This window comes from Streptomyces sp. NPDC001381, assembly GCF_042895685.1.
Classification (GTDB): Bacteria; Actinomycetota; Actinomycetes; order Streptomycetales; family Streptomycetaceae; genus Streptomyces.
In genome coordinates this window covers 741,774-762,222 of record NZ_JBIAWO010000004.1, presented here as the reverse complement: position 1 = coordinate 762,222, position 20,449 = coordinate 741,774, and the positions used below count along the sequence as shown (strand labels likewise).

Annotated in this window: 14 protein-coding genes and 1 pseudogene; 1 reads left to right on the top strand and 14 read right to left on the bottom strand. The window is 73.2% G+C overall.

From position 1 onward, the window contains the following. Window positions 1-68: 68 nt before the first annotated feature. The 8 genes from tmk to bldG all read right to left on the bottom strand — a co-directional run bounded on the left by tmk (window position 69) and on the right by bldG (window position 13,667). Complete coding sequence (gene tmk, locus ACFY2L_RS22110; RefSeq protein ID WP_390823133.1) at window positions 69-3,440, bottom strand: dTMP kinase; 3,372 nt, start codon at window positions 3,438-3,440, stop codon at window positions 69-71. A gap of 130 nt (window positions 3,441-3,570) precedes the next feature. Then, window positions 3,571-6,405, bottom strand: a complete 2,835-nt coding sequence (gene topA / locus ACFY2L_RS22105) for a type I DNA topoisomerase (protein ID WP_390659370.1) — start codon at window positions 6,403-6,405, stop codon at window positions 3,571-3,573. A gap of 303 nt (window positions 6,406-6,708) precedes the next feature. Then, entirely contained in the window at window positions 6,709-6,906 is a 198-nt protein-coding gene (locus ACFY2L_RS22100) for a hypothetical protein (RefSeq protein ID WP_390659369.1), read from the bottom strand. A gap of 441 nt (window positions 6,907-7,347) precedes the next feature. After that, window positions 7,348-8,868, bottom strand: a complete 1,521-nt coding sequence (locus tag ACFY2L_RS22095) for a methyltransferase (RefSeq protein WP_390823132.1) — start codon at window positions 8,866-8,868, stop codon at window positions 7,348-7,350. Window positions 8,869-9,266: 398 nt separating this feature from the next. Beyond that, the gene (locus ACFY2L_RS22090) at window positions 9,267-9,866 is read right to left on the bottom strand and encodes a small secreted protein (protein WP_390659367.1); all 600 of its coding nucleotides are present in this window, start codon (window positions 9,864-9,866) and stop codon (window positions 9,267-9,269) included. A gap of 193 nt (window positions 9,867-10,059) precedes the next feature. After that, the gene (locus ACFY2L_RS22085; protein ID WP_390823131.1) at window positions 10,060-12,465 is read right to left on the bottom strand and encodes a sodium-translocating pyrophosphatase; all 2,406 of its coding nucleotides are present in this window, start codon (window positions 12,463-12,465) and stop codon (window positions 10,060-10,062) included. Window positions 12,466-12,785: 320 nt separating this feature from the next. After that, window positions 12,786-13,217, bottom strand: coding sequence for an ATP-binding protein (locus tag ACFY2L_RS22080; protein ID WP_390659365.1), 432 nt, complete (start codon window positions 13,215-13,217; stop codon window positions 12,786-12,788). A gap of 108 nt (window positions 13,218-13,325) precedes the next feature. Further along, window positions 13,326-13,667, bottom strand: coding sequence for an anti-sigma factor antagonist BldG (bldG, locus tag ACFY2L_RS22075; RefSeq protein ID WP_352346343.1), 342 nt, complete (start codon window positions 13,665-13,667; stop codon window positions 13,326-13,328). A gap of 80 nt (window positions 13,668-13,747) precedes the next feature. Between bldG and ACFY2L_RS22070 the strand changes: the two genes are divergently transcribed. Then, a complete protein-coding gene (locus tag ACFY2L_RS22070; RefSeq protein ID WP_390823130.1) occupies window positions 13,748-16,393 on the top strand; it encodes a DEAD/DEAH box helicase in 2,646 nt (881 codons plus the stop codon). Here ACFY2L_RS22070 and ACFY2L_RS22065 read toward each other — a convergent pair. The 6 genes and pseudogenes from ACFY2L_RS22065 to ACFY2L_RS22040 form a co-directional block, all read right to left on the bottom strand. Further along, a pseudogene (locus ACFY2L_RS22065) lies at window positions 16,344-16,730 on the bottom strand (Rv3654c family TadE-like protein); the annotation flags it as partial. The gene ACFY2L_RS22070 and the pseudogene ACFY2L_RS22065 sit on opposite strands and share 50 nt — an antisense overlap. Further along, the gene (locus tag ACFY2L_RS22060) at window positions 16,727-17,146 is read right to left on the bottom strand and encodes a TadE family type IV pilus minor pilin (protein ID WP_390823129.1); all 420 of its coding nucleotides are present in this window, start codon (window positions 17,144-17,146) and stop codon (window positions 16,727-16,729) included. The gene ACFY2L_RS22060 and the pseudogene ACFY2L_RS22065, both read right to left, overlap by 4 nt. A 31-nt stretch (window positions 17,147-17,177) precedes the next feature. Further along, the gene (locus ACFY2L_RS22055) at window positions 17,178-17,387 is read right to left on the bottom strand and encodes a DUF4244 domain-containing protein (protein ID WP_390659363.1); all 210 of its coding nucleotides are present in this window, start codon (window positions 17,385-17,387) and stop codon (window positions 17,178-17,180) included. Window positions 17,388-17,477: 90 nt separating this feature from the next. Beyond that, window positions 17,478-18,269: a type II secretion system F family protein gene (locus ACFY2L_RS22050; protein ID WP_390823128.1), complete on the bottom strand. Its 792-nt coding sequence runs from the start codon at window positions 18,267-18,269 to the stop codon at window positions 17,478-17,480. Window positions 18,270-18,314: 45 nt separating this feature from the next. Beyond that, window positions 18,315-19,175 carry a type II secretion system F family protein gene (locus ACFY2L_RS22045; RefSeq protein WP_390823205.1) on the bottom strand — a complete coding sequence of 287 codons (861 nt, stop codon included), beginning with the start codon at window positions 19,173-19,175 and terminating at the stop codon, window positions 18,315-18,317. Beyond that, window positions 19,168-20,379, bottom strand: a complete 1,212-nt coding sequence (locus tag ACFY2L_RS22040) for a TadA family conjugal transfer-associated ATPase (protein WP_390823127.1) — start codon at window positions 20,377-20,379, stop codon at window positions 19,168-19,170. Before ACFY2L_RS22040 ends, ACFY2L_RS22045 begins: the two co-directional genes overlap by 8 nt. Window positions 20,380-20,449 lie beyond the last annotated feature (70 nt).

Genomic DNA, 20,449 nt, shown 5'->3' with positions numbered 1-20,449 from the left:
TTCCATTGTGCGGGCGGCCACTGACAACGGGGGCCACCGGCCGAAGCGGCCGCGTGACCCCCGTGAGCTCAGCGCCGCCGTCCCCGGCCGCGACCGCCGCCCCGGTCCTCGTCGTCGCTCCCGTCGTCGTCCCGGTGCGGTCCGAGCAGTTCGTCCGCGAGCGACGGCAGGTCGTCCAGCGGAGTCTCCTCGGCCCAGTCCGGCCGCGGCCGCTGCCGGGGCGTGCCCTCCTCGTCGACCTGCGGCAGCTCGCGCGTACGGTCCTCGGAGCCGTCCGGACCCGCGCCCCGGCGCTCGTCGCGGAAGTAGCCCGGCGGCACCCGGTCCGCGGGACCGCCCTGGCGCACCGGCGGCAGTACGGCCGTCTCGTCCACGGCGCCCTCGTCCCGCACCGGCGGCAGCACCGCGGTCTCGTCAGCGGCTCCCGAGGAACCCACGGGCGGCAGTACGGCCGTCTCGTCGGCCGCTGCGGCGGGCGGCGCCGGCGGCTGGGGCAGCTCCGCCGTCACCTCGGCGTCGGCCCCCTTCGCGGACGCCCCGGCCCCCCGCCCGGACGACCGGGAGGGCTCCTCCGGGTCCTTGTCCATGCGCACCCGGGGCAGCGGGGTGGTCTCCTCGACCGGCTTCTTGCCCATCGGCACCCGGGGCAGGACCGCCGTCTCCTCCACCGGCCCGCCCGACGCGTTCGTCGGCGTGACCACGGGCGTCGGGACGGTCGCCGCGTCCGGCGCGGCCGCCGGGGCCGCGGCGGACGGCTTCGGCCGGGGGCCGACCTGCGCCGCCGCGGCGGCCTGCTCGGCCGCGCGCCGCGCCTCCTCGGCCCGCAGCAGCGCCTCCTCCGCCTTGCGCTGCTTCTCCATACGCGCCGCCTCGGCCCTGCGCTGTTCCTCCAGGCGCGCCGCCTCGGCCTCGGCGCGCCTGCGTGCCTCCTCCTCTGCCAGCTTGCGGCGCCGCTCCTCCTCGGCCTTGCGCCGTTCCTCCTCCGCCTTGCGGCGGGCCTCCTCCTCGGCGCGGGCCTTCTCCTCGGCGAGCAGCCGCTGCCGCTCCTCCTCCGCACGCCTGCGTGCCTCCTCGGCGCGCAGACGGGCCTCCTCGGCCTGGCGCTCGGCCTCGCGCCGCTGCGCCTCCTCCAGCTCGCGCCGCTTGCGCTCCTCCTCCTCGGCGCGCAGCTTGGCGAGCTGCTCCTGGCGCTCGCGCTCCACGCGCTCCTCCTCGGCCTTGCGGGCGGCCTCTTCCTCGGCCTTGCGCCGGGCCTCCTCCTCGGCCTTGCGGCGCGCCTCCTCCTGGGCCTTGATCTCGGCCTCGGACAGCGGCAGCATCCGGTCGAGCCGGTGGCGTACGACGGCGGTGACGGCCTCGGGCTCCTGGCCCGCGTCGACCACCAGGTAGCGGCCGGGGTCGGCGGCGGCCAGGGTGAGGAAACCGGAGCGCACACGCGTGTGGAACTCGGCGGGCTCCGACTCCAGGCGGTCCGGCGCCTCGGTGAAGCGCTCGCGGGCGGTCTCGGGGGAGACGTCCAGCAGCACCGTCAGGTGCGGCACCAGGCCGTTCGTCGCCCAGCGCGAGATCCGGGCGATCTCGGTCGGGGACAGGTCGCGGCCGGCGCCCTGGTAGGCGACGGAGGAGTCGACGTACCGGTCGGTGATCACGACGGCGCCGCGCTCCAGGGCGGGCCGGACGACCGTGTCGACGTGCTCCGCGCGGTCCGCCGCGTACAGCAGTGCTTCCGCCCGGTGCGACAGGCCCGCGGAGGACACGTCCAGCAGGATCGAGCGCAGCCGCTTGCCGACGGGCGTGGCCCCGGGCTCGCGCGTGAGGACGACCTCGTGGCCCTTGGCGCGGATCCACTCGGCGAGCGCCTCGGCCTGGGTGGACTTGCCGGCGCCGTCGCCGCCCTCCAGGGCGATGAAGAAGCCGTTCGCGGCCGGCGCGACCGCCGGGTCGTCGCCCCCGAGGAGCGCGTCCCGCAGGTCGAGGCGCAGGGGGACGCCGGAGCGGTCGTCGACCTTGGCCAGGACCAGTGCGGCCACCGGCAGCAGCAGCGCGCCGACCAGCATCAGCGTGAACGCGGCACCGCCGTGCGCGAACACGAACCTGCCGTTCTCCAGGCGGTGCGGCCCGATCAGCGCCGCGAGCAGGGGGGCGCCCAGCGCGGCCAGGGCCACGGCGACGCGCACCACCGCGTGCAGGTGTTCCGTCGTGCGCGTGCGGCGGCTGTCCTCGGTCTCCTGGTCGAGCAGCGCGTGCCCGGTGTTCGCGGCGATGCCCGCGCCGACGCCGGCCAGCCCCGTGATCAGCAGCACGCTGGTGACGTCGGGGTCCAGTCCGGCGGCCAGCAGGGCCACGCCGGTGAAGGCGATCGCGAGCGCGAGCAGCCGGCGCCGCGACAGCGACACGAGCACCCTGGGCGCCGTACGGACGCCGACGGCGACGCCGCCGGTCAGCGCGAGCACCAGCAGGCCGTACAGCACCGGGCCGCCGCCCAGGTCCTTGGCGTGCAGCACCGCGACGGCGACGGCGGCGGCGATCGACGCGGCGACAGCCGCGCAGGCGAGGACCAGCAGCGGGATCGCGCCGGTACGGCCTGCGTCGACGCCCGTCGCGGTCTTCGGACGGCGCAGCCCCTCCAGCGGGGACCGCGGACGCGGGGTGCGCACCGCCGGCAGTTCCAGGAAGGCCACGACGGACAGGGATCCGGCGAAGAGCCCTCCCGCGACGTACGAGGCGAGGGCCGCCTGGTGCTGGTCGAACCAGTCGATCCCGGTGCCCAGGAGATTGTTGGCCAGGGCCGCGACGATCAGGGTGGCGGCGCCCAGCGGGATCGCCGCGAAGCCCGTGCGCAGCGACAGCCGGCGCAGGGCGTCCATGTGGTCCGGCAGGGGCCGCACCGTCGCGCCCTCCAGCGGCGGGGCGGGCAGCAGGGCGGGGGCGGCGCTCTCCCGGGCGACGGTCCACAGGCGCTCGGCGACACCGGTCACGAAGACGGTGACCAGCAGGAAGGCGAGCGCGTCGTCGGGCGTCCAGTCGATCCACAGGGGCGCGACGAGCAGCAGGGCGGCGCGCACCCCGTCCGCGCCGACCATGGTCCAGCGGCGGTCGAGCGGGCCTTCCGGGGAGGTGAGCGAGGTCAGCGGGCCCAGGAGGACCGCGCCGAAGAGGAGCGTGGCCAGGATCCGCACCGCGAAGACGGTCGCCACCGCGAACGCCACGCCCCGGTAGCCGCCCCCGAAGGAGCCCTCGGCGATGGCCGCCTGGAGGGCGAGGAGGACGAACACCAGGAGGGCGAGGGCGTCTCCGACACCGCCCACCAACTGCGCGCTCCACAACCGCTTCAGCTGCGGCTCGCGCAACAGGGCGCGGACGGCGCGCTCGCGGGAGTCCGCCACCAGGGCGTCGTCCGGTGCCGGGTGGTGGGCCGTTGGCTGCTCGGCTCGCGTCATGCTTTCAGCCTATCGGCAGCGACTGACGGTCAAGAGCGCCCGTCCGCACGTACGACCACCCCGACACCAAAGTGATGCCGGGGCGTTCGTTTCGTGAAGCCGCGGTGGGGAAAGCGTGGCCGACGGCCCGTCAGCCGGTGCTGTCCTCCGACGCCGACCGCGCGGCCGTCGTCTTCTTCGCGGCGGTCTTCTTCGCGGCCGCCGTCGTGGTCTTCTTCGCCGCGGTCTTCTTGGCGGCCGTCTTCTTCGCCGGGGCCGCCTTCTTGGCCGTGGTCTTCTTCGCGGGCGCCTTCTTCGCCGTCTTCTTGACGGGGCCCTTCGCCCTCTTCTCGGCGAGCAGCTCGTAGCCGCGCTCCGGGGTGATCGTCTCGACGCTGTCGCCGGAGCGCAGGGTCGCGTTGGTCTCCCCGTCGGTGACGTACGCCCCGAAGCGGCCGTCCTTGACGACGACCGGCTTCCCGCTGACCGGGTCCTGGCCGAGCTCCTTCAGCGGCGGCTTCGCGGCGGCGCGGCCGCGCTGCTTGGGCTGGGAGTAGATCTCCAGCGCCTCTTCGAGGGTGATCGTGAAGAGCTGGTCCTCCGACTGCAGCGAGCGCGAGTCCGTGCCCTTCTTCAGGTACGGCCCGTAGCGCCCGTTCTGCGCGGTGATCTCCTGGCCCTCGGCGTCGGTGCCGACGACCCGCGGCAGGGACATCAGCCGGAGGGCGTCCTCCAGCGTGACGGTGTCCAGCGACATCGACTTGAACAGCGAGGCCGTCCGCGGCTTGACGGCGTTCTTGCCGGTCTTCGGGGTGCCCTCGGGAAGCACCTCGGTGACGTAGGGGCCGTAGCGGCCGTCCTTGGCGATGATCTGGTGGCCGCTGACCGGGTCGGTGCCCAGTTCGTAGTCCCCGCTCGGCTTGGCGAGCAGTTCCTCGGCCAGTTCGACGGAGAGCTCGTCGGGCGCCAGGTCCTCGGGGATGTCGGCGCGCTGGTGACCCTCCGCGTCCTTCTCGCCGCGCTCGATGTACGGGCCGTAGCGGCCGACCCGCAGCACGATGTCGTTGCCCACGGGGAACGACGACACCTCGCGTGCGTCGATCGCGCCCAGGTCGGTGACGAGTTCCTTGAGGCCGCCGAGGTGGTCCCCGTCGCCGTTGCCGGCGTCGGCGGCGCCGCCCGCGACCGTGCCCTCGCCGAAGTAGAACCGCTTGAGCCACGGCACGGACTGCGCCTCGCCTCGCGCGATGCGGTCGAGGTCGTCCTCCATCTTGGCGGTGAAGTCGTAGTCGACGAGCCGCCCGAAGTGCTTCTCCAGGAGGTTGACCACGGCGAAGGACAGGAAGGACGGCACCAGGGCCGTGCCCTTCTTGAACACGTAGCCGCGGTCCAGGATGGTGCCGATGATCGACGCGTACGTCGACGGGCGGCCGATCTCGCGCTCTTCGAGCTCCTTGACCAGGCTGGCCTCGGTGTAGCGGGCCGGGGGCTTGGTGGCGTGCCCGTCGACCGTGATCTCCTCGGCGCTGAGGGCGTCGCCCTCGCTCACCTGGGGCAGCCGGCGCTCGCGGTCGTCCAGCTCGGCGTTCGGGTCGTCGGCGCCCTCGACGTAGGCCTTCAGGAAGCCGTGGAAGGTGATCGTCTTGCCGGAGGCGCTGAACTCGACGTCCCGGCCGTCGGCGGCGGCGCCGCCGATCTTGACGGTCACGCTGTTGCCGGTCGCGTCCTTCATCTGGGAGGCGACGGTCCGCTTCCAGATCAGCTCGTAGAGCCTGAACTGGTCGCCGGTGAGGCCGGTCTCGGCGGGCGTGCGGAAACGATCACCCGAGGGGCGGATCGCCTCGTGCGCCTCCTGCGCGTTCTTGACCTTGCCGGCGTAGGTGCGCGGCTGGGGCGGCAGGTAGTCGGCGCCGTACAGCTGCGTGACCTGGGCACGGGCCGCGGCGACGGCGGTGTCGCTCAGCGTCGTGGAGTCCGTACGCATGTACGTGATGTAGCCGTTCTCGTACAGCTTCTGCGCGACCTGCATGGTGGCCTTCGCGCCGAAGCCGAGCTTGCGGCTGGCCTCCTGCTGCAGCGTCGTCGTACGGAACGGGGCGTACGGCGAGCGGCGGTACGGCTTGGACTCAACGGACCGCACGGAGAAGCGGGTGTTCTCCAGGGCGGCGGCGAGGGCGCGGGCGTTCGCCTCGTCGAGGTGGAGGGTGTTCGGGCTCTTGATCTGGCCCAGGGAGTCGAAGTCGCGGCCCTGCGCGACCCGCCTGCCGTCGACGGTCTGGAGGCGGGCGACCAGGGACGACGGGTCGCTGGGGTCGCCGGCCCGGCCGGTCGCGAAGGTGCCCGTGAGGTCCCAGTACTCGGCGGAACGGAACGCGATGCGCTCGCGTTCCCGCTCGACGACGAGCCGGGTCGCCACGGACTGGACACGGCCGGCCGACAGGCGCGGCATGACCTTCTTCCACAGGACCGGCGAGACCTCGTAGCCGTAGAGGCGGTCGAGGATGCGGCGGGTCTCCTGGGCGTCGACGAGCCTCTGGTTGAGCTGGCGCGGGTTGGCCACGGCGGCCTGGATCGCGGACTTGGTGATCTCGTGGAAGACCATCCGCTTGACCGGGACCTTGGGCTTGAGCACTTCCTGGAGGTGCCAGGCGATCGCCTCGCCCTCCCGGTCCTCATCGGTGGCGAGGTAGAGCTCGTCGGAGTCCTTCAGCAGGTCCTTGAGCTTCTTGACCTGGGCCCTTTTGTCGGCGTTGACGACATAGATCGGCTCGAAGTCGTGCTCGACGTCCACGCCGAGGCGGCGGACCTCGCCGGTGTACTTCTCGGGCACCTCGGCGGCGCCGTTGGGGAGGTCGCGGATGTGCCCGACGCTCGCCTCGACGACGTATCCGGGGCCGAGATAGCCCTTGATCGTCTTCGCCTTGGCAGGCGACTCGACGATGACGAGTCGGCGGCCGCCCTGTGCGGTCTCGCTGGTCGGGGACAACTTCGCTCTTCTCTCCGGTCGACGCTGGGGCCTCCCCAGGCCTTGCTCCCGGGGTCGGGTCATGGTGACGCTGCGGAGTGTGACGGTACATCCCGCCCCCGTGTCAAACGGGAAAAGCCCGCAACGGCCACTCGAACGGTAACCCGACTACCGCCATTCCTGCCGCCCGGAGTGCCGACCGGTCTTTTTCCGCCGGACCGGAACGCGTCCTCTCCTTTACCGGCATGACCCTGCTCACGCGGTTCAAACAGGGGCCCGGCAAGATCCTCCACGGCCGGTTCGGGGACCGGCCCGGAGACGGATTCAGAGGCGGGTGAAGCACCACGTTCCGACGGCGAGCGCGACGACCGCGGTGAGGGCCGCGAGGGTCGCCGACGCGAGCGGGTCCACCCCCTGGGCGACGGGTTCACGGTGCCGCACACGGACCGCCGTCCACGCCAGCAGCACGCCTCCGAACAGGGCGAACACCATCCCAGCGAAGATCGCCGGCCCGCTCTCCATGATCGTCCCCGCCCCTGTCTTCCACCTGCGTGTCCCTCGCCCTCGGGAGGCTGACACGCGCGGGCGGCGCCGCGGCGAACCCGAGGTGAACGACAGGCCTACGGGCGGGGGCGGCGGGCCGCCGCGGGGGCACACGGCCGGGGGCGCGGACGGACGAACCGGCCGTCCGCCTCGCCGCCTCGCGCGGACCGACGGGGCTGCGACGCGCCTCACACCGAACGGGCGTGGGTGTTTTTCCGGACGTCTTCGTGCGACCGGCGCGGCCGACCGTATACACGATCCGATCTTGGTGAATCCGCCGTACCGAACCCGGCGGAGTTGCCGACGCCCGCTTGTCGCTCAAATTCGCCGGAAGCCTGAACGGTTCCGATCACTTGATCTGTGTGCGGAAGGGCGTATTCCGTGAGGAGCGTTACAGCCCGGGATGGACGGCGGGCGGGTTCACTCCGCCGGTTCCAGGAATCCCTGCTCCACCAGAAGCCGGATCTGGGCGGGTGTGCGGTCGCGCAGCATCACCGGGTCGTCCCCGACCAGCTGAGCGATGGCGTCCAGGATGCGGCCGGCGCTCAGCGAGCCGTCGCACACCCCCGCGAAGCCCGCGCCGACCGTGTCCACCGCCGTGGCGCGGCGCATCCCGCGGTGCTGGCGCAGCACGACGTGCTCCGGGTCCTCGGCGCCGGGCATGCCGACCTGCTCCTGGACGATCTCGCCGGCCAGCCTGAAGTGCGCGGCGAGCAGGGCCGCGTCGTCACGCGCGCGCAGGTAGTCGAGCCGCTCGAAGTGCGCGCGGACCGTGTCGCCCAGCGGCTGCTCGACCGGGTGCGGCCACTCCTCCACGGTGATGACGGGCTCGGCGGACGCCGTCCTGCGCAGGGTGATCCAGCCGAAGCCGACGGCCTTCACCTTGCGCGCCTCGAACTCGTCCAGCCACGCGTCGTACCGCGCCTGGTACTCGGCCCGGTCGCCCCGGTGGTCGCCGGCGTCCCTGAGCCACAACTCGGCGTACTGCGTGATGTCCTGCACCTCGCGCTGCACGATCCACGCGTCGCAGCCGCGCGGCACCCACGACCTGAGCCGGTCCTGCCAGTCCTCCCCTTCCACGTGCTGCCAGTTGGCGAGGAACTGCGCGAACCCGCCCTCGTTCAGGCGTTCCCCCGCCCCCTGAACGAGCGAGCGGCACAGATCGTCCCCGCCCATCCCGCCGTCCCGGTACGTCAGCCGGGCGGCCGGCGAGATCACGAACGGCGGGTTGGACACGATCAGGTCGTACCGTTCGTCGTCGCGCAGGGGCTCGAAGAGAGAGCCCTCGCGCAGCTCCGCGGCCGGGGCGCCGGACAGGGCGAGGGTGAGCGCGGTGACGTGCAGGGCGCGCGGGTTGAGGTCGGTGGCCGTCACGCGCGTGGCGTGCTGCGCGGCGTGCAGTGCCTGGATCCCGGAGCCGGTGCCGAGGTCGAGGGCGGAGGAGACGGGTGTACGGACGGTGATCCCGGCGAGCGTCGTGGAGGCACCGCCGACCCCGAGCACGACGCCCTCGTTCCGGCTGCCGATGCCGCCGGCGCCGCCGACCGCGCACCCCAGGTCGGACACGATGAACCAGTCCTCGCCGTCCGGTCCGCCGTACGGGCGTACGTCCACGGTCGCGGCCACCTCGTCTGCGCCGACCAGGGCCAGCCAGCCGCTCTCCACGCACGCGTGCACGGGGAGCAACTCCGCCACACGCGCGTGCGGCACGGGCTGCTGGAGCAGGAAGAGCCGGACGAGCGCCTCCAGCGGGGTGTCCCCGCGGGTCGCCCGGAGGGCGGGCACGGTCTCGCTGCGGGCCAGGGCCGCGTAGGCGGGGGCGCCGAGCAGGTCGAGCAGGCCGTCGGCGGTGAAGGAGGCCGCGAGCAGGGCCTCGCGCAGCCGGGCGGCCACGTCGGGGCGGTCGGCGGAGGGCAGGGGGGACAGGGTGGCGTCACTCACGCCCCCATTGTCCCCACTCCCCCGCCCCCGCGCGGCCCCACGACCCGTTCCCGACCGGAAAGGACCCCGGGGCGCAGCTCCAGGCCCCCAAGGGGCGCGGGGAACGGCGCGACCGGCCCCGGACCACCCGCACCCGTGCGACCGCAGCGGCCGCCACAGCGGGCAGCGCCGCTACCGGACCTCAGGAGTCAGCACGTCCTGACCCCAGACCGCTGCTGGGCCGGCAGGGCAGAACCACGGCCGACGGGCCCGGGGCGCAGCCCCGGCCCCCAAGGGGCGCGGGGAACGGCGCGACCGGCCCCGGACCACCCGCACCCGTGCCACCGCAGCGGCCGCCACGGCGGACGGCGCGGGCAACGCCACTGCTCGGGTGCGGGCGGCCCGCCGCCGCTGCGTGCTCAGCTGGTCGTCGCGCGGGCCGAAGCCGACGCGGCGACCTTCTTGCAGCTGTCCTGCTTGGCCATCGCGCCCTTGACGTCGCCCTGCTCCAGGTTCTTCAGCGCGGTGTTGCCGGTCTTGCTGAGCGTGCCGAGCTGGGTGGCAATCTCCGCCAGGCCGTCGGCGAACTTCGCCTGGTCCTTGGTGTCCAGCGCGTCGACCTTCTTCTTGAGGTCCGCGTAGGAGGTGGAGAGCGTGTTGAGCGCCGCGACGGCGTCCTTCTGCTTCTTCGCGCCGCCCTCGACCCCGGGCGGCGTGCCGGCCTTCTGGACGGCCTGGGCGAGCGCCGCGTAGGCGTCGGACATGTCCTGGAATGCCTGCGAGTCGGTCTTCTGGACGTTCGCCGGGGCGTTGTTGTCGGTGGCGGCCTGCTTGATCGCGGCGTTGGCCGCGTCGACCTTCGCGTCCTGTGCCGGCAGCGCGTCACAGACCTTCTTGGCCCAGGCGTCGAGCTCCTTGTTGCCGTCGTCGCTGCTGCATCCGGACAGCGCCAGTACCAGTACCGCACCGCCGGACAGTGCGGCCGCGAGCTTCTTGTTCACCGGTTTGGTCCCTTCCATGGCTCTCGGCCCCGGAACATACACGCCCATGGGGCACCGACCCCAGGCCGAATGTCCACTCCATGGCCCTTTGAAGCCATTTGCACCAAGAGAGAGAAGCCTCACGGCGGCGGCACACACGCGGCACAGCGGGCGGGCGACGCGTCAACACGCTTCGCCCGCCCGCCCTTTGAGCTGGGCCCCGGCGGCCGGCCTACGAAACCACCGCGGGATCGGCCGACTTGGACGACGCATCGGCGTTGTTCTCGTCACCCATCGCGATGCCGCGACGCTTGGAGACGTACACCGCGCCGACGATCACCACGAGGGCGAGCACCGAGATCATGATCCGTACGCCGATGTTCTTGTCGTCGCCGTAACTGAAGTTGATCACGGCGGGCGCGATCAGCAGCGCGACCAGGTTCATGACCTTGAGCAGCGGGTTGATCGCGGGACCGGCGGTGTCCTTGAAGGGATCGCCGACGGTGTCGCCGATCACCGTGGCCGCGTGGGCCTCACTGCCCTTGCCGCCGTGGTGGCCGTCCTCGACGAGCTTCTTGGCGTTGTCCCACGCACCACCGGAGTTGGCGAGGAAGACCGCCATCAGCGTGCCCGCGCCGATCGCGCCCGCGAGAAACGCGCCGAGCGCGCCCACGCCGAGCGTGAACCCGACGAAGATCGGGGCCATGACGGCGAGCAGACCGGGCGTGGCCAGCTCGCGCAGGGCGTCCCGGGTGCAGATGTCGACGACCTTGCCGTACTCCGGCTTCTCGCTGTAGTCCATGATCCCGGGGTGCTCGCGGAACTGCCGCCGCACCTCGAACACCACCGAACCCGCCGACCGCGAGACCGCGTTGATCGCCAGCCCCGAGAAGAGGAAGACGACCGCCGCGCCCGCGATGAGGCCGACCAGGTTGTTGGGCTGCGAGATGTCCATCATCAGACTCATCGGCGCGCCCGCCCCGGAGAGCTTCTCGCCGACGTCCTCCGCGCCGGTCGTGATCGCGTCACGGTACGACCCGAAGAGCGCCGACGCCGCCAGGACCGCCGTAGCGATGGCGATGCCCTTGGTGATCGCCTTGGTGGTGTTGCCGACCGCGTCGAGGTTGGTGAGCACCTGCGCGCCCGCGCCCTCGACGTCGCCGGACATCTCCGCGATGCCCTGGGCGTTGTCGGAGACCGGGCCGAAGGTGTCCATGGCGACGATCACGCCGACGGTGGTGAGCAGGCCGGTGCCGGCCAGCGCGACCGCGAACAGCGCCAGCATGATCGACGTACCGCCGAGCAGGAACGCGCCGTACACACCGAGCCCGATCAGCAGGGCGGTGTAGACGGCCGATTCGAGGCCGACGGAGATGCCGGCCAGCACGACCGTGGCCGGGCCCGTCAGGGACGACTTGCCGATGTCCCGGACCGGGCGGCGGCTGGTCTCGGTGAAGTACCCGGTCAGCTGCTGGATGACGGCGGCCAGGAGGATGCCGATCGCCACCGCGACGAGGGCGAGGATGCGCGGGTCGCCGTCCTTGCCCCGGATGGCCGCGTCGGTCACCCCGTCGAGGTCGGAGTACTTCCCCGGCAGATAGACGAAGACGGCGACCGCCACCAGCACCAGCGAGATCACCGCGGAGATGAAGAAGCCGCGGTTGATCGCGGACATGCCGCTGCGGTCCGTCCGGCGCGGGGCGACGGCGAAGATGCCCACCATGGCCGTGAGCACGCCGATCGCGGGCACGAGCAGCGGGAACGCCAGCCCGGAGTCACCGAAGGCCACCTTGCCGAGGATCAGCGCGGCGACCAGGGTCACGGCGTACGACTCGAAGAGGTCGGCCGCCATGCCCGCGCAGTCGCCGACGTTGTCGCCCACGTTGTCCGCGATGGTCGCGGCATTGCGCGGATCGTCCTCCGGAATGCCCTGTTCGACCTTGCCGACCAGGTCGGCGCCGACGTCGGCGGCCTTGGTGAAGATGCCGCCGCCGACCCTCATGAACATCGCGATGAGCGCCGCGCCGAGACCGAATCCCTCCAGCACCTTCGGCGCGTCGGCCGCGTACACCAGCACCACGCAGGAGGCGCCGAACAGGCCGAGCCCCACCGTGAACATGCCGACGACGCCGCCCGTACGGAACGCGATCTTCATCGCTTTGTGCGAGACGGCGGTGAGATCCTTTTCCGGTTCACCCGCCGCCGGAGTGGCTTCGCGAGCCGCTGCGGCGACCCGCACATTGCTGCGCACGGCGAGCCACATGCCGATATATCCGGTGGCTGCCGAGAATGCCGCACCGACCAGGAAGAACACCGATCGTCCGGCGCGTTGATTCCAGTCGTCCGCGGGCAGCAGCATGAGCAGGAAGAACACCAGGACGGCGAATACGCTGAGCGTGCGCAACTGCCTGGTCAGATAGGCGTTGGCACCTTCCTGGACCGCGGCCGCGATCTTCTTCATGCTGTCGGTACCCTCGCCGGCCGCGAGCACCTGGCGCAGCAGGGCACCCGCGACCACGAGCGCAGCCAGTGCGACGACCGCGATGACCACCACGAGCAGGCGGTTGCCGTCGGTCAGCACTGCGGCCGCGAAGGTTGTGGGGTGGTCCAACCGATGAGGGGTAGAAAGCCCCGCCATTCGTCCTCCTTGACGCTTGGGCTGAGCTCAAGATGTGGACGGATTGTAGGTACCGGAACCTGATCAAAACAGTGCGCGGTATACAGAATTCGCTACCGAATACATCCGCCAGAGATCGTGAATTGATTCACGCCGGTGATCGAAAGTGATCGTGAATTGGTTCACGAAATTCCCGCACAAGATTCACTTGTCAAGATTCACTCCCCGGGAACACCGAGTGATGAATCTTGGATCCACTGTAAGCGCGGGCGCAGACCTGCGCACATGCCGAAGGGCCCCACCGGAGTAGGGCCCTTCGGGTCAGTCTCGCGCGGCCGGACTCAGGCAGGCGTCGCCGCCGCCGGTGTCCTCGGCCAGGTCATGCGGATCAGCCCGCCGTGCTCGCCGGCGGTGACCTCCACGTCGTCGACGAGGCCGCTGATGACCGCGAGACCCATCTCGTCCTCCTCAGCCTCCACGTCGTCCGCGCCGGAGCCGGGCACCCGGTCGCCCGGGGCGGAGCGCGGCGCCTCGTCGCCGACCTCGATGGAGAACTGCTTCTCCTCCTCGATCAGCGCCACCCTCACCGGAGCGGTGATGCCGCCGATCTGGTGAAGGCCGACGGCTCGCGTGCAGGCCTCGCCCACGGCGAGCCGCACCTCGTCGAGGACGGCCTCGTCCACTCCGGCCCTGCGCGCCACCGCTGCCGCCACCAGTCGGGCGGTCCTGACATGCTCGGGCAGCGCGCTGAAGCGGAGTTCAACGGTGGCCATACGTCCCCCTCGGAACTACGGGCGTGCTGTCGGGGGGCCGGGCTGCCGAAAGCCCGGTCCCCCGGTGTTCAACTGGGCCGTCCGGACCACCGGACCCGGACGGGTGAGTCAGTCGGTGGCCTGGACAGCTTCCTCGACCGAGGTGTGAATGGGGAACACCTTGGTCAGACCGGTGATGCGGAAGATCTTCAGAATGCGCTCCTGGTTGCAGACCAGGCGCAGCGAGCCCTCATGGGCACGCACTCGCTTCAGGCCGCCGACCAGCACGCCGAGCCCGGTGGAGTCGAGGAAGTCCACGCCCTCCATGTCCACGACGAGGTGGAAATTCCCGTCGTTCACCAGCTCGACCAGCTGCTCGCGCAGCTTGGGCGCGGTATATACGTCGATTTCGCCACCGACCTTGACGATCGTGCGATCGCCGACGGTCTCGGTCGACAGGGACAGGTCCACGGATCCTCCAGCACCTTGCTATCGAGCGGTCGCCCCTCGGGACACCTCGGCAGAGCCCCCTGGACGGTTCGCCAGCCGCGATGGCATTCAATCACTTACCGGCAGGCGTGCACGACGCCTTGGCTCCATTGTCCGTCACGCCGGTGACACACTCGGTGCCGATGGCCAAGAATCACCGATCCGATCGATCCTCGGCACAGCCCGCTCCGCGCCTGTCGCCGGGCGCGCTCCTGGACCGGCTCGCCCCGGGCCCGAGCCGTGCGTCGCGCATCACTCATACGGAGCACTTGCCCCCGCGAGCGGGCCGCCATGCCGTCTGGCCTGACCGGATTCGCCCGGAGGTGATCGCGGCGGTCCAGGCGTGCGGTGTCGAGCACCCCTGGGCCCACCAGGCCCTCGCCGCCGAGCACGCCCTGGACGGCGACTCGGTGGTCGTCGCCACGGGGACGGCCTCCGGCAAGTCGCTGGCGTACCTCGTGCCCGTGCTGTCCACCCTTCTGGACGGTTCCGAAGCCCCGAACGGCCGGGGCGCGACCGCGCTCTACCTCGCCCCCACCAAGGCCCTCGCCGCCGACCAGTGCCGCTCTGTGAAAGAACTTTCACATCCCCTGGGCAACGCCGTACGCCCAGCCGTGTACGACGGCGATACGCCGTTCGAGGAACGCGAGTGGATCCGGCAGTACGCCAACTACGTCCTGACCAACCCGGACATGCTGCACCGCGGCATCCTCCCCTCCCACCCCCGCTGGTCCTCCTTCCTGAAGTCGCTGAAGTACGTCGTCATCGACGAGTGCCACACCTATCGCGGCGTCTTCGGCTCGCACGTCGCCCAGGTCCTGCGCCGGCTGCGCCGCCTGTGCGCCCGCTACGGCGCCTCCCCCGTCTTCCTGCTGGCCTCCGCGACGGCCGCCGAACCCGCGGTCGCCGCCGGCCGTCTCACCGGTCTGCCGGTGGTGGAGGTCGCCGACGACGCCTCGCCCCGCGGTGAACTGGTGTTCGCTCTCTGGGAGCCCCCGCTCACCGAGCTGCAGGGCGAGAAGGGCGCCCCCGTCCGGCGGACCGCCACCGCCGAGACCGCGGACCTGCTCACCGACCTCGCCGTCCAGGGCGTGCGCACGGTCGCCTTCGTCCGCTCCCGGCGTGGCGCCGAGCTGATCTCGGTGATCGCCCAGGAGCGGCTGGCTGAGGTCGACCGCTCCCTCGCCCGGCGTGTCGCGGCGTACCGGGGCGGCTACCTGCCCGAGGAACGCCGCGCCCTGGAACAGGCCCTCCACTCCGGGGAACTCCTGGGCCTCGCCGCGACGACCGCCCTGGAACTCGGCATCGACGTCTCCGGCCTCGACGCCGTCCTGATCGCCGGCTACCCGGGCACCCGCGCGTCGCTGTGGCAGCAGGCCGGCCGGGCCGGGCGGTCCGGACAGGGCGCGCTGGCGGTGCTGGTCGCCCGCGACGACCCGCTGGACACCTTCCTGGTCCACCACCCGGAGGCGCTGTTCGACCGCCCCGTGGAGTCGACGGTCCTCGACCCCGACAACCCCTACGTCCTCGCCCCGCACCTGTGCGCGGCGGCCGCCGAACTCCCCCTGACGGACGAGGACCTGCCGCTGTTCGGCCCGGAGGCCGAGGCGCTGCTCCCCCAGCTGGAGGCCGCGCGGCTGCTGCGCCGCCGGACGAAGGCCTGGCACTGGACACGCCGCGAACGGGCCGCCGACCTCACCGACATCCGCGGCGAGGGCGGCCGGCCAGTGCAGATCGTCGAGGAGGGCACGGGCCGGCTGCTCGGCACGGTGGACGCGGGTGCCGCCCACACCACCGTCCACGAGGGCGCCGTCCACCTCCACCAGGGCCGTACGTATCTCGTCCGCTCCCTGGACCTGGAGGACTCGGTCGCCCTGGTCGAGGAGGCCAGTCCGCCGTACTCGACGGTGGCCCGCGACACGACGTCGATCTCCGTCCTGGAGACGGACGTCGAAGTCCCCTGGGGCCAGGGCCGCCTGTGCTACGGCTCCGTGGAAGTCACCAACCAGGTCGTCTCCTTCCTGCGCCGGCGTGTCATCACCGGTGAAGTACTGGGCGAGTCGAAACTCGACCTCCCTCCTCGTACGCTGCGCACCCGCGCGGTGTGGTGGACGGTCACCGAGGACCAGCTGGACTCCGCCCGGATCAACCCGGAGATCCTCGGCGGCGCCCTGCACGCGGCCGAGCACGCCTCGATCGGCCTGCTGCCCCTCTTCGCGACCTGCGACCGCTGGGACATCGGCGGCGTGTCGGTCCCGCTGCACCCCGACACGCTCCTGCCGACCGTCTTCGTCTACGACGGCCATCCCGGCGGCGCGGGCTTCGCCGAGCGCGCCTTCCACACCGCCCGCGCCTGGCTCACCGCCACCCGCGAGGCCATCGCCTCCTGCGAGTGCGACGCCGGCTGCCCGTCCTGCATCCAGTCCCCCAAGTGCGGCAACGGCAACGACCCACTGCACAAGCGGGGGGCGGTGCGGCTCCTCACGGAACTGCTCCGGGGGGCGCCGGAGGAGGGGACTCCGGGGGACGAGGCGGTGTCGGGGGCGGAAGCGGGGCCGACGGGTGCGGTCCGGGCCCCGGGGGCGGAAGCGGGGCCGACCCGGGTCCCGGAGGCGGAAGCGGAGCCGACGAGTGCGGTCCGGGCCCCGGAGGCGGAAGCGGGGCCGGAGGCTGCGATACCGGCCCCGGAGGGCCCGCCCGTGCCCTGACCTCGGCCGTGAAGGGGCCCTGCCCGGACGCCGCCGTCACGTCCGAGATCTCTCCCAGGAGGGCGCATCGCACCAGCCGCGTGCCCTGTGCCCGAGCCACCCGGCCCGCCCGGGCGCAGGCCTGCTCCTCGCCGTCCGCCCAGTGGTCCGCCGCCGCGAGCGCCGCGAGGTCGGCGCCCCCTGCGGCACGGTGGCGGACCACCACGGCCTGCCCCAGGGCGAGGACGACACCGAACACCACGCACAGCACGGCGATCGCACCGAGACTCCAGACGGTGGCCGAGCCCCGGTCGCCCCTTCGGCGCAGCCACCCTCCGACCGCACCGGCCACGCTCATGGCCCACCCCCCACACCGTCCGCCGGCCTCCCAGGGGCCTCCACGGCCTCCTCCGCCGCCCCCGGGGCGGCGGCCACAGCAGGACCGGCCTCCGCCGCCCCCACGGTCTCCTCCGCCACCGCCACGGCCTCCTCCCGCACCTCGAACGGCAGCCCGCGCAGCAGCGGCGGCTTCGCGACGACCACCACGCGTACCTGGTCGCCCTCCCTGCCGACCGTCACCCGCGCCCCGCGCGGGGCCGCCGCGCGGGCCAGCTCCACGACCACCGCCGTCGGGTCCTGCCGTGCCGCCGCCCGGGCGCCGGTCCTGGCCGCGTCCACGCACTGGATCCGGGCGGCCACCGCGAGCAGCCCCCACACCAGCGCCATCACGAACGCCACCAGAACCGGCAGCACCACGGCCGACTCCGCCGTCACGAAGCCCCGGTCCCCGCGGAGCCGCCGCCGCTCACATCCCCGCACTGAGCGCCCGCTTCACGATGTCCTGCAGCTCCGCGGTGACGGCGTCGCCCGTCACCACCTGGTAGAGGATCACCGCGAACGCCACGGCCGCCACGATCCCCATCGTGTACTCGGAGGTCACCATTCCGGCGTCCCTCCGGGCGCCCCGCATCCCGCAGACCAGGGCACCCACCCGTGCCCGTACCAGCTTGTACATCTCAACCCCCGTGAGGTTCGGTCCCGTTGCTCTCTCATCGCTCGATCCGAGTCGTCCGGCCATACGGCGCCGTCCCCGCTCAACCCCCTCTCATCGCCCGCCTCCTCCCATCACTCCGCCCGCGAGCCCGATGACGACCGGCAGGACGCCGATCGCGACGAAGGCGGGCAGGAAGCACAGCCCCACCGGCGCGGCGATCGCGACGGCCGCGCGCCGCGCCCGTGCCGTCGCCGCACGGGTCCAGTCGGCGCGGGTGTCCCCGGCGAGCCGGGCCGCCGGTCCGGCCGCCGGGATCCCCGTCACATCGGCCCGTTCCAGCAGCCGCGCCAGGGCCGCCGCGCCCGGCACGTCGGCCAACCCCCGCCATGCCGTGGCCGGTTCGCCGCCCAGCCGCACCTCCGCGGCACCGCGCGCCAGCCCCTCCCCCACCGGGCCGCCCAGCGCCTCGCCCACTGCCTGCGCCGCGACCGCCGGGCCGGCGCCCGCCGCGATGCACGCGGCCAGCAGGTCCGCTGCGAGCGGGAGTTGCCCCGCGGCGAGCCGCGCGTCGGCCTCGCGCACGGCTCCCGCCGCCCGCTGCCGGCTGTGCCACCGCCACAGGCCCACCGCCCCGATGGCCCCGACCACGACCCCCGTGACGCCGCCGATCACCACCCAGCCGGCACCCACCACCGCCCCGACCGGAAGCCACGTGCGCACGGCCTCCCGCAGCCCCGCGTGCGGGGCGCCCCGCGCCCGTGCCCGTCCCTGCCCCACCAGCCCGGCCACCCGGCGGCGCACCCTGCGCAGGCTCCGCACCCTCTCCAGCCACCCCGTGAGCCCCGCGAGGACCAGGACGATCCCCACGGTCACCCCCAGCCTGTGGACAACTTCCGCGCCCATGACGCCTCCCTCCTCGTCAGCCACCACACGTCGCCTCACGGCACCTCACGCCGCCTCCGCGCTCCGCACGATCCGCAGCGCCCACCACACCCCCACGCCCTCCAGCAGCCCGCCGACGAGCAGGCAGCCCAGCCCCGCCCCGGTGTGCAGCAGCACGTGCAGCGGGTCGGCGCCGAGCGCGGCGCCCAGGAGGAGGCCCAGCACCGGCAGGCCGGCCAGCATCACCGCGGTGGCGCGCGCTCCCGCCAACTGAGCACGCAAATCGGCTCGTTGGTCGCGCTCGGCACGCAACGCCCCTTCCAGACGGTCGAGTCCGACCGCGAGGCCCGCTCCCTGGTCCACGGCCACCCGCCAGCACGCCGCGAGTCCCAGCAGGCCGCCGGCTCCGGGCTGCCGCGCGGCGCCCGCGAGCGCCTTTGGCACGTCCCCGCCGAACCGTGCGGCCGCCAGCACCGCCGCCTGCGCCTCGCCCAGCCCTCCGGAGTCCCGCGCGGCGCACCGCAACGCCTCTCCGGGCTGCCTGCCCGCCCGCACTTCGCCCGCGAGCGCCGCGCACAGCGCGATCACGGCGTCTCCCCGGCGTTCCCCGGCACGCCGGGCCTCCGCGGCCCGCCGCATCCGGCGCAGCAGCGGCACGCCGGCCGCCCCCGCGACGAGCGGCAGCACCGAAACTCCCGCGACCGCCAGGACCAGCCCGACGACGGGCGCCCACCACTCGGCCCGCCACCGCCCTCGGATCCTGCGCAGTCCGAGGGCCAGGTCCTCCCATGCCGGCGGCCCGCTTCCCACCACCCCGCCTCCGGCGAGCAGCAGCCGCGCCCGCCGGGCCCCGGAGTACGGCCCGCCCAGCAGCCATGCCGCCGCTCCCGCGCAGACGGCAGCCGCCGCCGACGGCACCTCACCCATCGCGTACATCGCGCTCCCCGTGCCCTTCACCTGTTCGGTTCCCGTGACTTCGCAGCAGTTCCCGAAGCCGCTCCCAACCCCGCTCCCGCGCGAACGCGTCCGGCTGCCACCGCAGCGCCGGGACCGTCCGCACCAGGCCCGAGGGGTCCCGCTCCAGGACGTGCACCTCCGCGATCCGCCGCCGCCCGGCCGGGTCGCGGACGAGGTGCAGGACCACCGAGAGGGCGGCAGCCAACTGGCTGTGCAGCGCGGCCCGGTCGAGTCCGGCCGCCGTGCCGAGCGCCTCCAGCCGGGCGGGGACGTCCGCGGCCGCGTTGGCGTGAACGGTCCCGCAGCCGCCCTCGTGGCCCGTGTTGAGCGCGCCCAGCAGATGGACCACCTCCGGCCCGCGCACCTCGCCCACGACCAGCCGGTCCGGCCGCATCCGCAGGGCCTGCCGCACCAGGTCCTCGAGCGTGACGAGCCCGGCGCCCTCCTGATTGGCGGGTCTGGTCTCCAGACGGACGACATGCGGGTGATCCGGCCGCAGCTCCGCCGAGTCCTCGGCGAGAACGATCCGCTCCCCCGGCCCGACCAGGCCGAGCAACGCGCTCAGCAGGGTCGTCTTGCCACTGCCCGTACCGCCGCTGACCAGGAAGGAAAGCCGCGCCCTGAGCAGGGCTCGCAGTACCGCGTCCCCGCCCGGCGGCACCGTGCCCGCGGCCACCAGTTCCTCGAGGGTGAAGGCCCGCGGCCGTACCACCCGCAGGGACAGACAGGTGCAGCCGACGGCGACCGGGGGCAGCACCGCGTGCAGCCGCGTCCCGTCGGGCAGCCGGGCGTCGGCCCAGGGCCGGGCGTCGTCCAGTCGCCGCCCGGCCACCGCCGCCAGGCGCTGCGCGAGACGTCGTACGGCCGCAGCGTCCGGGAAGGAGACGGCGGACAGCTCGAGGCCGCCGCCCCGGTCGACCCAGACCCGGTCCGGCGCCGACACCAGCACGTCGGTCACCGACGGGTCGGCGAGCAGGGGTTCCAGCGGCCCGCTGCCGATCAGCTCGGACCGCAGCTGTTCGGCCGCGCCGAGGACCTCCGCGTCCCCGAGCACCCGCCCCTGCTCCCGCAGCGCCTGCGCCACGCGGGCGGGCGTCGGCTCGGCCCCCCTCGCCGCGAGCCACTGCCGTACGCCGTCCAGCAGCGCCCCTTCCAGCGCCGGTGCCGTACTCATGACCCACCTGCCCCGGTCCGCCGCACGGTCCCCTTCACCCGCTCGCCGTCCGCCCCTGGAGCCCCGGGCA

Excerpts from the sequence above, each read along its gene's own strand:
- ACFY2L_RS22050 (WP_390823128.1), bottom strand. The coding sequence starts at position 18,269 with ATGGGCGCGGAAGTTGTCCACAGGCTGGGGGTGACCGTGGGGATCGTC.
- ACFY2L_RS22040 (WP_390823127.1), bottom strand. The coding sequence starts at position 20,379 with ATGAGTACGGCACCGGCGCTGGAAGGGGCGCTGCTGGACGGCGTACGG.
- ACFY2L_RS22090 (WP_390659367.1), bottom strand. The coding sequence starts at position 9,866 with ATGGAAGGGACCAAACCGGTGAACAAGAAGCTCGCGGCCGCACTGTCC.
- ACFY2L_RS22085 (WP_390823131.1), bottom strand. The coding sequence starts at position 12,465 with ATGGCGGGGCTTTCTACCCCTCATCGGTTGGACCACCCCACAACCTTC.
- ACFY2L_RS22055 (WP_390659363.1), bottom strand. The coding sequence starts at position 17,387 with ATGTACAAGCTGGTACGGGCACGGGTGGGTGCCCTGGTCTGCGGGATG.
- ACFY2L_RS22080 (WP_390659365.1), bottom strand. The coding sequence starts at position 13,217 with ATGGCCACCGTTGAACTCCGCTTCAGCGCGCTGCCCGAGCATGTCAGG.
- ACFY2L_RS22100 (WP_390659369.1), bottom strand. The coding sequence starts at position 6,906 with ATGGAGAGCGGGCCGGCGATCTTCGCTGGGATGGTGTTCGCCCTGTTC.
- tmk (WP_390823133.1), bottom strand. The coding sequence starts at position 3,440 with ATGACGCGAGCCGAGCAGCCAACGGCCCACCACCCGGCACCGGACGAC.
- ACFY2L_RS22070 (WP_390823130.1), top strand. The coding sequence starts at position 13,748 with ATGGCATTCAATCACTTACCGGCAGGCGTGCACGACGCCTTGGCTCCA.
- ACFY2L_RS22045 (WP_390823205.1), bottom strand. The coding sequence starts at position 19,175 with ATGGGTGAGGTGCCGTCGGCGGCGGCTGCCGTCTGCGCGGGAGCGGCG.